We start from the raw sequence: 10,738 nt of genomic DNA, 5'->3' as shown, positions 1-10,738 counted from the left end.
GCGGGGCGGTACGGAACGTCATAGGGAGTGACCACACCGGCGCTTCCCGTCCGAAGGGACACCAACATGCGTTCCGCTGCCCCCGCCGCCGCGCTCCTGGCGGCCACCGCGTTCTGGCTGACCGGATGCTCGGTCGGTATCCCCGGGACCGACCAGGAGGTCTCCGTGGACCCCGACGGCGTGTCCGTCGGCAGTGAGGACGGAGAGGTCTCCGTGGACTCCAACGGCGACGTCTCGGTCGGCAACCAGGACGGCGACGTCACCCTCGACGAGGGCGGCGGCATCTCCGTGGACAGCGAGACCGGCGACCTCACCATCGCCACGGTCGAGGGCAGAGTCACCGAGGAGTGCGACGGCCAGAACGTCAACGTGACCGCCAGCGGGGCCGAGGTCGTCCTCAACGGCCAGTGCGGCGAGGTCTCCATCCTGGGCAACGAGCTGACGGTGCACATCGGCAGCGCCGACTCCATCCGCGTGACCGGCGCCGACAACACCGTCCACCACGCCGAGGGCGAGCCCTCCGTCACCGACATCGGCCTCAACAACACCGTCTCCGCGGGCGGCGAAGCGACCGCCTGACCGCGTCCCTCCGCGTCCGGCGTCCACCCGGCCCCGCCGTACCGGGCCCGGTCGCCCGGCCTCCGCGCCTGGCGGGCCTGCCCCGAACTGTCCCCGCCCTGGCCTAGGCTCGGTTGGCATGGGCATGGACAGTTCCGCCGAGGCGCCGCAACCGGTACGCGTCGTCCTCAACGCCGTCGGCCAGTGGATCGGCCGCCTGGGCCGCATCTGGGTCGAGGGCCAGATCGCCGAGCTGAACCGGCGCGGCCGCATGGCCTACATCACACTGCGCGACCCCGTCGCCAACGTGTCGGTGCGCGTGGTCTGCCAGACCTCGGTCCTGGACGCGCAGAGCCCGCCCCCCGAACCCGGTGCGCGCGTGGTCGTGCACGCCAAGCCCGACTTCTACGAGGTCCGCGGCACCTTCTCGCTGCGCGCCCTGGAGATCCGCCACGTCGGCCTGGGCGAGCTGCTGGCCCGGCTCGAACAGCTGCGCCGCACCCTGACCGCCGAGGGGCTCTTCGACGCCGCGCGCAAGCGCCCCCTGCCCTTCCTGCCCAATACGGTCGGGCTCATCTGCGGACGCGACTCCGCCGCCGAGCGCGACGTGCTGGAGAACGGGCGCCGCCGCTGGCCCGCCGTGCGCTTCGAGGTGCGCCCGGTCGCCGTCCAGGGGGACCGGGCCGTGCGCGAGGTGACGGAGGCGCTCAAGGACCTGGACTCGCACCCCGACGTCGACGTCATCGTCATCGCCCGGGGCGGCGGTTCCCTGGAGGACCTGCTGCCCTTCTCCGACGAGGCCCTCGTGCGCGCCGTCGCCTCCGCGGGCACTCCCGTGGTGAGCGCGATCGGCCACGAACAGGACGCCCCGCTGCTCGACCACGTCGCCGACGTGCGCGCCTCCACCCCCACCGACGCCGCCAAGAAGACGATCCCCGACGTCGGCGAGCAGCTGGAGATCATCCGCCAGCTCCGCGACCGGGGCCGCCGGGTGCTGCGGGGCGGCGTGGAGCGCGAACTCGCCTGGCTGGAGGGCGTGCGCTCGCGTCCGGCGCTCGCCAGCCCGGTGCGCGAGGTCGACCGGCTCGCCGAGCAGGTCGCGGACCTGCGCGACCGGGCCCGCCGGAGCCTGACCGTGTCGCTGGACCGGTCCGCCGACGGCCTCGGCCACACCCGGGCGCGCCTGCACGCCCTGTCCCCGGCGACCACGCTCGCGCGCGGTTACGCGATCGTGCAGCGCGAGGACGGGTCGGTGGTGCGCTCGGCCCGTGAACCGGACGCGGGGGAGTCCCTGCGCGTACGGTTCGCCGAGGACAGCCTGACCGCGACCGTGGAGTCAGTCCACACCGAAGACACCTCCGAGGAGGGGTAGGAGATGGCAGCCAAGGGCGCCAAGACCCGTGAAGAGGGCACCGCCGAGCCCGAGCTCAGCTACGAGGAGAGCCGGGAGGAGCTCAACAACGTCGTCCGGCAGCTGGAGTCGGGCGGACTCAGCCTGAAGGACTCGCTGGCCCTGTGGGAGCGCGGCGAGGAACTGGCCCGCGTGTGCGAGCAGTGGCTGGAGGGGGCCCGCGCCAAGCTGGCCGCCGCCATGGACGAGCGGCGGGGGGACGAACCGGGGGACGGCGACACGCCCTTCTGAGGCTCGGGGCCACGCCTGTCGGCCCGCGTCCTGCGGCTCGCGGCTACCTGCGGCCGTTCAGCTGGTCGCCCAGGTCGCGGATGTTGCCGGGCAGGCCCCGGAACACCCCGATCACCAGGACCAGCGCCGTACCCAGGAACAGCCAGGGGGCGACCTCGGCCAGCCGTGACGCCAGCCCCAGGAGCAGCACCCGGGCGAACCCCTCGCTGCCCAGGGCCAGCACGCTCTCCGCGGCGACCATGGCGACGAAGAACGCGATGGGCGGGCTGACCGACAGCGACAGCAGGTCGCTGGGCCGGACCAGGAACGCGCCGAGCACGCAGGCGAGGGTGAAGGCCACGCCCGGGGCCGCGGGGGTGCCCGCCCACTGCGCGATCATGGCCCCGGCGAAGCTGAACACGACGATGGCCAGCACACCGCCGCGTCCGGTCAGGCGGGGCGGGGCCCCGGGGACGTTCTCCTTCGGCCTGGGCACCGGACGCTCCCTCTTCCTGACATGCGGCACGTCCCTGACGCGGCCGTCGGGCCGCACGAAGTACGGTGCGCGCCCGCGTTCGGGGCCGTCCGCCTTCCGCGGGGGCATAGCCGTCCGCCTCCCCAGTGTGTTGCTCACGGTGTTTAGTGTGTCACTTCTCGTGAATGTTCGGTGTCTTTTCCACGGATCGTGTCGCCCTTCCGGCTACTTGTCCCATCCGCGGCGAACACGCCTTCCTCCCCGTTGGACACCGGCTTGGGCCACTGCGGTTCCGAGGTTTCGCGAACAACGTCCGTTCCGTTCCCCTGCCCGCCCGAGTCCGGCCCACTCCGCTCCCGCGCGGCCGATCCGGCGCCGCCCGGGTCCGACAGCTCGGGCGCCGCCACCGCGCGCGGACGCTCCTCCACGCCCACCGGCCGGTCCAGCTCGCCGTCCACAAGCCCCAGCTCCCCGAACCGGCGGGCCGTCACCAGCACCCGGCTCTCCAGCGACCCCACGGTCTGGTTGTAGGCGCTCACCGTCCGGGTCAGGGCCCGGCCCAGTCCCTCCACGTGCCCGCCGAGGGTGCCCAGCCGCTCGTGCAGCTGCTTGCCCAGGTCGAACACGGCCCGCGCGTTCTCGCTCAGCGCCTCCTGCTGCCAGGCGTACTGCGCCGTCCGCAGCAGCGAGATCAGCGTCGTCGGCGTCGCGATGTGCACCCGCCGCCCCATCGCGTACTCCAGCAGCTCCGGGTCGTACTCCAGGGCCGGGGCCAGGAACGCCTCCCCGGGGATGAACAGCACCACGAACTCCGGCGCCGGGGTGAACGCCGACCAGTACGCCTTGGCCGCCAGCTGGTCCACGTGCGTGCGCAGGTGCCTGGCGTGCACGCGCAGGTGCCGCGCGGCCTCCTCCGCGCCCGCCTCCACGGCGTCCAGGTAGGCCGCCAGCGGGACCTTGGAGTCCACCACGATGTTCTTGCCGCCCGCCAGGCGCACCACCATGTCCGGGCGCCGCGACCCGTCGCGCGTGGCGGCCTGCTCCTCGAAGTCGCAGTGCGAGCCCATCCCCGCCAGTTCCGCCACCCTGCGCAGCTGGAGCTCGCCCCACCGGCCGCGCGCCTCGGGCCGTCGCAGCGCCGTCACCAGCGACTGCGTCTGGTCGCGCAGCCGCTCCGAGCCCTCGCGCACGTACTCGACCTGCTTGGCCAGCTCCGCGTGGGCCGCCGCGCGCCCCGCGTCGGCCTCCCTCAGCTGGCGCTCCACCCGGTCCAGGGTCCGCGTGAGCGGCTCGACCATGCGCTCCACCGCGCGGCGCCGCTCGTCCAGGTCACCCCCGGCCTCGGCGCTGACCGCGCGCAGCCGCCCCTCCGCCAGTTCCATGAAGCGCTGGTTGGTCTGGTCCAGGGCCTGCGCGGACAGGGCGCGGAACCGGTCGGCCAGCTGTTCCTCCACGTAGGCCGCCCGCTCCTGGGCCGCGCGGGCGTCGGCCCGCGTCTCGGCCTCCCGGCCGCGGGCCAGGATCCAGCCCACGGCGGTACCGACCGCCAGACCGATCAGGAGCATGAGTACGAGTGCGAGGCCGTCCATGGCCGTCTATGGTGTCAGGCCGCGCCGTCGCGCGGCTCTCCGCCACGCAGGACATCGGTGAGCAGACCCGCCAAGTCCGGCATGTCCGCCGGCCCCGGAACCCGCCGGGGCCCGACACGGGAACGCGGACCCCGCAGGTGCGCGGTTCCAGAGGGGAGCGGGGGCGCGCGCGAGGCCGCTTCCGGACATCCACTTCCCTTGTGCAAAAGTTTTCGAGAACCTGAGGTCTCCGTCCGGGGCCGGACCACCTCTCACCGGTTCCCGCACCCTGGCAGTCCCTCACTTCCCCAGGAGGCCCGCTCCCATGAGACTGGAGACCTACACCCGCGGCACCGGAGACCTCACCGTGCTCCTCGTCCACGGATCCATGGCCACCCACGAGACCTGGCACGCCGTCGAGGACGCGCTGGTCGAACGCGGCCGCCGCGTGGTCAGCGTCGACATGCGCGGCCACGGCGACAGCCCGCGCGGCTCCTACTCCGTGGCGGCGCTCGGCGACGACCTGGCGGACTCCCTGCCCGCCGGAGCGGACCTGGCCATCGGCCACTCCATGGGCGCGGTGGCGCTCTCCCTCGCGGTGGAGAGGCTGCGCCCGGCCCGCGCGGTGTACGTGGACCCGGCCTTCCGCCTGCCCCCCATGCACGCCGACGCGGGCGAGCGCGTGCGCCGCGTCTTCGTCACCGCCGACGCCACGCGCGTGCGCCAGAGCAACCCCAGGTGGACCGACGACGACGTCGAGAGGGAGGTCAGGGGCTTCGCCGCCTTCGACCCGGAGTTCTTCGACTTCGTCGCCGAGGAGATCGCCGGGCGCGACTTCCTCCCCGGCGAACCGGTCGTGCCCTCCCTCGTCCTGCGCGCGGGCGACAGCGTCACCGTCACGCCCCAGACCGCGGAGGAGCTGACCGGGCGCGGCTTCACCGTCCGGGTCGTGGAGGGCGCCGGGCACTGCGTCCACCGCGACGACCTGCCCGGGTTCCTCGCCGCGCTGGAGGGCTGGCTCTAGGGGTCCGGGTTCCCGCGGGAGCCGGGGCGGCAGGACTCCAGCGCCCTGCGCCAGCCGCGCACCGAGGGCCAGAACTCCTCCGGCACCGGCTCCGGCGTGAACAGCCACATCCGCTCCCAGGCGGGGGAGGCCCGGCCCGAGATCTCCGGGCGCGGCTCGTAGGGCGGCGGCCCGCTCACCGGGTACCAGGTGTACTCCAGCGGGTCGAGCAGCGCCATGAGCCGCTCCTCCACGCCCCGGTCGGGCCGCACCTTCACCAGCATCCACGGCCGGTACCGGCGCAGCACCTCCAGACCTCCGGCGACCACGTCCGGCTCCGTGCCGACCGTGTCGATCTTGAGCACGGTCGGGAAGGCCGACGCGTCCTCGTTCCACCGCGCCAGGGTGGTCACCTCCACGGCGATGTGCGACAGGTCGGCGCGCGCCGAGTGCACGAGCGTGTTGCACATGTCGTTGTGCCGGGCCCGCCGCAGGTGCGCGGTGCCGGTGTGGTTGCTCAGCGCCAGTTCCACCACGGTGAAGCCCAGGTCCGCCGAGGAGGACACCACCCGGGCCGCCGCCGCCACCTCCGGGGTGGGCTCGAACGCGAACACCGGGCGGCGTGTGCGCGCGGCGGCCAGCAGCGAGTACACCCCCACCCCGGAGCCCACGTCGAACACCGCTCCGGGGCGGGTGTGGTCGAGCATCGCCATGAAGCAGGCCAGGCTGTCGGGCTCGTGCCGGGCCAGCCCGAAGGCGGCCAGCCGCCGAGGAACGGTGAGGTCGCCGGGCAGCCGCAGGGTGAGGCCGTCCGGGCCGACGCGGCGCGTGTCCGAGTCCAGGCGGGGCAGGGAGAAGGCCACCTCGCGGGTCCACGGCGGAACCCGGTCCGGGTCCAGCCCGCCCAGCCGTCTGGGCAGCCGGACGCGGATCTTGCGGGTCGCGAAGCGCACGAGCGGGTAGCGGCGCACGAGCGCCCTCAGTTGGTCGGTGACCACGGTTGTCTCCCCCCAGGAAAGGTGCTGCGACGGCGGCGCCGGTGCACGGCGTCAGCCGTGTGCCCGGGCGCCTTCGTCCGACGCGGTCCGGGGCCGGTCCCTCCCACCGGCCGCCGTACCGCGCGCCTGCCGTGTCAGCGGCGGTGTGTCGGTCCAGGTCCGGGAGGCGGAGCCGTGCGTGCGACGGGTGGCCCGCGCACCGGACGGCCGCCGCCCCGGTTCCCGGCAGCGTTTGTCGAACCTACTGTGAGTAGCTTCTCCTGTGCACTGCGTTTCGGTGATTGGCCCTGTTTTCCCGCTCGGGCACCGCACGCGGACCCGCGCCCCGTCTTCTGCCCCGCCGTCCGCTGCGGGGGCCGCCCCGTTGACCGGCGCGGTTCGGCAATGGTGAGGTTTCCGGCCGCGGGCGGGGAACCGGCGACCCGGACGCGGCGGGACCGCCCACCCGCGGGTCCGCATAGACTCTGACCTTGTGAGTCTGTCTATCGGGATCGTCGGCCTGCCCAACGTCGGCAAGTCCACCCTCTTCAACGCGCTGACCAAGAACGACGCCCTGGCCGCGAACTACCCGTTCGCGACCATCGAGCCCAACGTCGGGGTCGTGGGCGTTCCCGACGCCCGGCTCGGCAAGCTGGCCGAGATCTTCGGCTCGGCGAAGGTCATTCCGGCGACGGTGGACTTCGTCGACATCGCGGGCATCGTGCGCGGCGCCTCCACGGGTGAGGGCCTGGGCAACAAGTTCCTGGCCAACATCCGCGAGAGCGACGCCATCTGCCAGGTGATCCGGGCCTTCGACGACCCCGACGTCACGCACGTCGACGGCGACGTCGAGCCCTCCCGCGACATCGAGACCATCAACACCGAGCTGATCCTGGCCGACCTCCAGACCCTGGAGAAGGCGCTTCCCCGCCTGGAGAAGGACGCCAAGCGCAACGCCAAGGACAAGGACGCCCAGGAGCTGCTCCAGGCCGCCCGCGACGCGCAGCAGGTCCTCGACGGCGGCACCTCGCTGTCCGCGGCCGAGGGCGTGGACCTGGACCGGCTGCGCGAGCTGAGCCTGCTCACGGTCAAGCCGTTCATCTACGTGTTCAACCTCGACACCGACGAGCTGGCCGACGGGGCGCTGCGCACCAAGCTCCAGGACCTCGTCGCCCCGGCCGAGGCGATCTTCCTGGACGCCAAGATCGAGGCGGAACTGGCCGAGCTGGACGAGGACGAGGCGCAGGAGCTGCTGGAGTCCATGGGCCAGACCGAGTCGGGCCTGGCCCAGCTCGCCCGGGTCGGCTTCGCCACCCTGGGCCTGCAGACCTACCTGACCGCCGGGCCCAAGGAGGCCCGCGCCTGGACGATCCGCAAGGGCGCCACCGCCCCCGAGGCCGCCGGAGTCATCCACACCGACTTCCAGCGCGGCTTCATCAAGGCCGAGGTGGTCTCCTTCGACGACCTGGTCGCCGCGGGCGACATGCAGACCGCCCGCGCGGCGGGCAAGGTCCGCATGGAGGGCAAGGAGTACGTGATGGCCGACGGAGACGTCGTGGAGTTCCGCTTCAACGTCTGACCGAGCCGACGACGAGGGGCCGTGGGAACGCGCCGAGCGCGCGTCCCCGCGGCCCCTCAGCGTGTCCCGGGTCCGGGATCCCTCCGGCCGGCCCGGACGGGGGTCAGCCGGCGCCGCCCTCCTCGCGCAAGCGCGGTTCGACGCGCCGCTCCGGGCTGTGCCCCGCCTTGTCGGCGTAGAAGGCGCGGACGCGGCCCATGTCCTCCGCGACGTCGCCGGTCAGTTCGAAGGTCGGTCCGAGCCCGGTGGTCATCGTGGTGCGGTCGACGAAACCGAGCGTCACGGGCATCCCCGTCTCGCGGGCGATGCGGTAGAAGCCGGACTTCCAGTGCGTGTGCGCCCCGCGGGTGCCGTCGGGGGTGATGACCAGGCCGAAGGTCTCGCCGGACCGCACACGCCGGACGACGTCGTCGACGACCCGGCCGGGATTCGCGCGATCGACGGGGATTCCACCGAGCGCGCGCATGATCGGGCCGCGCCAGCCCGTGAACAGGCTCTGTTTGCCCAGCCAGTGCAGCTCCAGCCCCAGGCGCCAGGAGATGGCGAGCATGAGCACGAAATCCCAGTTGGAGGTGTGCGGGGCACCGATCAGCACGGTGGGCCGTTCGGGCTTGGGTTCGGTGGTCAGCTTCCACCGGCTGAGGGACCAGAACACCCGGGCTGCGAGGTATCGGAGCATGCCGCCAATCTAGGGCACGCTCCCGGGCTCACACGGCGGATCCGTGCTCGGGGCCGGATCGGCCCGAAACCGTGGGGGGAGCGCGGCCGGGAGGCGGCGGCCGCTTCGCCCGGTGCGAGGAGATCCCGGTTACATCCCGTCAACGGTTTCCCGGACCGCGGGGACACATCTTGCTGCCTTCGAGGGAACTAATCCCTTTCCGGTCCGACCATAATTGCGGCGAAGTGTGTGGCCGCAGCAGGAGTTAGTGCAACCCTTGCCGTATTGTGCCCGTTTTGGGAAGTTAAGCCCATGTGCGCAATGTGCGGTTGGCGGGGAAACGCGGAGTCACCAAGGACGCTCCCAACCCGCACAATGCCTCACTATAGGGATGGGGTAGACAAGGGCATGGCGGAGACGCCGTCCGGAGTGGGCGGCACGGACCTGTGTGCAGGAGGCGGGGATGGCGAAGGCGTCGCGGCGCGGTGCCGCCGCGGGTGAGCCGGACGACGGCGGTGCGGGGCTCGACGCCCCCCGCGCCCGACGGCCCCGGGCCGGAGCCGGAGGGCGCTGGTGGGTCGGTGTGGGCCGCGCCGTCCTGTGGGCCTTCATCATCGTGGTCGTCTTCAACGGCATCTGGTTCCCGCTGCGCGGCGGGTTCGCCCTTCCCGACACCTCCGAGGAGCCCGAGCAGAGCGACACCGTGACCTATCCGGAGACCGCCGCCGCGGCCTTCGGCATGCGGTTCGCCGAGGCCTACCTCGACACCGCCGACCCCGAGGCGCGCCTGTCCGACCTGGCGGCGTACGTCCCCGAGGGGGAGGCCGCCGCCCTGGACGTCCCCGCCGACAGCCTCACCGGCGACAACCTCACGGTGGTCGCCGTGCACGTGGAGGACGACCACAACGGCCTCGTCGTCGTGCGGGCCGACGTCAACGGCCAGCCCATGCGCCTGGACGTGCCGGTCTACGCCGACGGGGAGTCCCTGGTGGTCTCGGGCAACCCGGCGCTGCTGGCCGCGCCGACGCAGGCCGGCCTGCCCGAGGGGTCGGCCTTCGAGACCGACCCGGAGGCCGAGGAGCAGCTCGGGGAGGTGCTGTCCGGCTTCTTCGAGGCCTACGCGGGGGAACCGGCGCACCTGGAGCGCTATGTGGAACCGGGCGTCACCATCGCCCCGCTTCCGGAGAACAGCCTGGAATTTGGTGAACTGTCCGATATCACGGTGCCAACGCGGGCCTCGACCGGGAATGATGACGTACGACAGGTAGCGGCCACCGTCCGGTGGAACGTCCCGGCCTCCGACGGGACCGACACCGGGCAGATCACGCAGAACTACCTGGTCACCGTCGTGGACTCGGGCAGCGAGTGGCACGTGCGTGACATCCAGGGAGCCCCGCGCTCGTTCGGCGGTTGACGGGGCCTGTAGGCAAGGAGAAGAGAAGGACCATGCGCACACCAGAAACGACACCGGGGGGCGGCGCCTGACATGCTCCCCCTGCTGTCCTCCACACCGGACGTGTTCCACGCCGCCGGAGGTGCCGACCTGCTCTTCCTCGCGGCGCAGACCACCGAGAACGCCCCCGACACCGGTGGCCTCGCCGACTTCCTGAGGGGCTTCTTCGGACCCCTCTTCCTCGTCATCGTCTCCATCGTGGCGGTGTTCTTCCTGTTCACGAGGGAGATCACGAGGTTCGCGCAGTTCATCATCCTGGCGATCTTCATCGGGATCGTGTTCTACGTCCCCGGCATCATCGAGGTCATCGCCGTGGCGCTCGCCCGAGCGATGGGCGTATCGACCGAATAGGCGAGGGAGGCCGGGAACGTGGACCTGCCCACGTACACCAACATCTGGCGTATCGAGAAGCGGCTCTACAAGCTCTACGATTTCCGGCTGCCCATGCCGCTCCCGGTGGGCACCTTCGGGGTCGCCCTGGGCGTGTTCGCGCTCTGGGTGGTCCTGCTCAGCCTCGTCAACGCGCCCTTCGTGTTCGGCAACGGCTGGCACCTGGTGCTGTGGGTGGTCCCGCCCGGTGTGATCACCGTGCTGGCCACCCGGCCGGTGATCGAGGGCAAGCGCCTCACCGAGCTGCTCATCTCCCAGGCGCGCTTCCTGGCCGAAGCGCGGGTGTACAACCGCCTGGCCCCCGAGTACGAGCCCGCCGAGGTCCGCGTGACCGTGCGGGTGTGGCACCGCGACCCCGCGTCCGGTCCGCTCCCGTCGGCGTCGCGGCGCCGCGCCGAACCCGAGGCGGAGACGGCCGGGGACGGGGTCGCCGAGACCGTTGGGACCGCTGTCCGC

12 protein-coding genes are annotated in these 10,738 nt (G+C 72.5%); 8 read left to right on the top strand and 4 right to left on the bottom strand.

Annotated features, from left to right (window positions below; genetic code table 11):
- The first annotated feature begins 66 nt into the window (after window positions 1–66).
- From DQW06_RS11380 to DQW06_RS11370, 3 genes are all read left to right on the top strand, one after another.
- On the top strand, window positions 67–579 hold the full coding sequence (locus DQW06_RS11380; protein ID WP_117198412.1) for a DUF3060 domain-containing protein: 513 nt from the start codon (window positions 67–69) through the stop codon (window positions 577–579).
- A gap of 118 nt (window positions 580–697) precedes the next feature.
- Window positions 698–1,930, top strand: a complete 1,233-nt coding sequence (gene xseA / locus DQW06_RS11375; protein WP_013151184.1) for an exodeoxyribonuclease VII large subunit — start codon at window positions 698–700, stop codon at window positions 1,928–1,930.
- A gap of 3 nt (window positions 1,931–1,933) precedes the next feature.
- Window positions 1,934–2,200, top strand: a complete 267-nt coding sequence (locus DQW06_RS11370) for an exodeoxyribonuclease VII small subunit (protein ID WP_013151185.1) — start codon at window positions 1,934–1,936, stop codon at window positions 2,198–2,200.
- Between the two features lie 43 nt (window positions 2,201–2,243).
- On the opposite strand, the gene DQW06_RS11365 is transcribed toward DQW06_RS11370, so the two are convergent.
- Together DQW06_RS11365 and rmuC are read right to left on the bottom strand one after the other, a co-directional pair.
- Window positions 2,244–2,783, bottom strand: a complete 540-nt coding sequence (locus DQW06_RS11365; RefSeq protein WP_013151186.1) for a DUF6542 domain-containing protein — start codon at window positions 2,781–2,783, stop codon at window positions 2,244–2,246.
- Between the two features lie 35 nt (window positions 2,784–2,818).
- On the bottom strand, window positions 2,819–4,243 hold the full coding sequence (gene rmuC, locus DQW06_RS11360; RefSeq protein WP_071621286.1) for a DNA recombination protein RmuC: 1,425 nt from the start codon (window positions 4,241–4,243) through the stop codon (window positions 2,819–2,821).
- 304 nt (window positions 4,244–4,547) lie between these two features.
- On the opposite strand from rmuC, the gene DQW06_RS11355 reads away from it, so the two are divergent.
- On the top strand, window positions 4,548–5,246 hold the full coding sequence (locus DQW06_RS11355) for an alpha/beta fold hydrolase (RefSeq protein WP_013151188.1): 699 nt from the start codon (window positions 4,548–4,550) through the stop codon (window positions 5,244–5,246).
- On the opposite strand, the gene DQW06_RS11350 is transcribed toward DQW06_RS11355, so the two are convergent.
- Window positions 5,243–6,223: an FkbM family methyltransferase gene (locus tag DQW06_RS11350; protein ID WP_013151189.1), complete on the bottom strand. Its 981-nt coding sequence runs from the start codon at window positions 6,221–6,223 to the stop codon at window positions 5,243–5,245. The two genes, DQW06_RS11355 and DQW06_RS11350, sit on opposite strands and share 4 nt — an antisense overlap.
- 472 nt (window positions 6,224–6,695) lie before the next feature.
- On the opposite strand from DQW06_RS11350, the gene ychF reads away from it, so the two are divergent.
- Window positions 6,696–7,781: a redox-regulated ATPase YchF gene (gene ychF / locus DQW06_RS11345; protein ID WP_013151190.1), complete on the top strand. Its 1,086-nt coding sequence runs from the start codon at window positions 6,696–6,698 to the stop codon at window positions 7,779–7,781.
- 103 nt (window positions 7,782–7,884) lie between these two features.
- Here the strand turns inward: ychF and DQW06_RS11340 are convergent, their stop codons facing one another.
- Window positions 7,885–8,460 (bottom strand): 1-acyl-sn-glycerol-3-phosphate acyltransferase, encoded by a 576-nt coding sequence (locus DQW06_RS11340; RefSeq protein WP_013151191.1) that lies wholly within the window; start codon window positions 8,458–8,460, stop codon window positions 7,885–7,887.
- A gap of 442 nt (window positions 8,461–8,902) precedes the next feature.
- On the opposite strand from DQW06_RS11340, the gene DQW06_RS11335 reads away from it, so the two are divergent.
- The 3 genes from DQW06_RS11335 to DQW06_RS11325 form a co-directional block, all read left to right on the top strand.
- Window positions 8,903–9,853, top strand: a complete 951-nt coding sequence (locus DQW06_RS11335; protein WP_013151192.1) for a conjugal transfer protein — start codon at window positions 8,903–8,905, stop codon at window positions 9,851–9,853.
- Window positions 9,854–9,925: 72 nt separating this feature from the next.
- Complete coding sequence (locus tag DQW06_RS11330; protein WP_013151193.1) at window positions 9,926–10,243, top strand: hypothetical protein; 318 nt, start codon at window positions 9,926–9,928, stop codon at window positions 10,241–10,243.
- Window positions 10,244–10,261: 18 nt separating this feature from the next.
- A partial coding sequence (locus tag DQW06_RS11325) for a conjugal transfer protein (protein ID WP_198662424.1) occupies window positions 10,262–10,738 on the top strand: 477 nt, incomplete at its 3' end.

Source organism: Nocardiopsis sp. TNDT3, assembly GCF_003427465.1.
Lineage (GTDB): Bacteria > Actinomycetota > Actinomycetes > Streptosporangiales > Streptosporangiaceae > Nocardiopsis > Nocardiopsis dassonvillei.
This window is presented reverse-complemented; position numbering and strand designations above follow the sequence as displayed.

Bases quoted from the DNA above. Each gene is read 5' to 3' on its own strand.
- DQW06_RS11335 (WP_013151192.1), top strand. From the start codon at position 8,903: ATGGCGAAGGCGTCGCGGCGCGGTGCCGCCGCGGGTGAGCCGGACGAC.
- xseA (WP_013151184.1), top strand. From the start codon at position 698: ATGGGCATGGACAGTTCCGCCGAGGCGCCGCAACCGGTACGCGTCGTC.
- DQW06_RS11340 (WP_013151191.1), bottom strand. From the start codon at position 8,460: ATGCTCCGATACCTCGCAGCCCGGGTGTTCTGGTCCCTCAGCCGGTGG.
- DQW06_RS11330 (WP_013151193.1), top strand. From the start codon at position 9,926: ATGCTCCCCCTGCTGTCCTCCACACCGGACGTGTTCCACGCCGCCGGA.
- DQW06_RS11365 (WP_013151186.1), bottom strand. From the start codon at position 2,783: ATGCCCCCGCGGAAGGCGGACGGCCCCGAACGCGGGCGCGCACCGTAC.
- DQW06_RS11370 (WP_013151185.1), top strand. From the start codon at position 1,934: ATGGCAGCCAAGGGCGCCAAGACCCGTGAAGAGGGCACCGCCGAGCCC.
- rmuC (WP_071621286.1), bottom strand. From the start codon at position 4,243: ATGGACGGCCTCGCACTCGTACTCATGCTCCTGATCGGTCTGGCGGTC.
- DQW06_RS11355 (WP_013151188.1), top strand. From the start codon at position 4,548: ATGAGACTGGAGACCTACACCCGCGGCACCGGAGACCTCACCGTGCTC.
- DQW06_RS11380 (WP_117198412.1), top strand. From the start codon at position 67: ATGCGTTCCGCTGCCCCCGCCGCCGCGCTCCTGGCGGCCACCGCGTTC.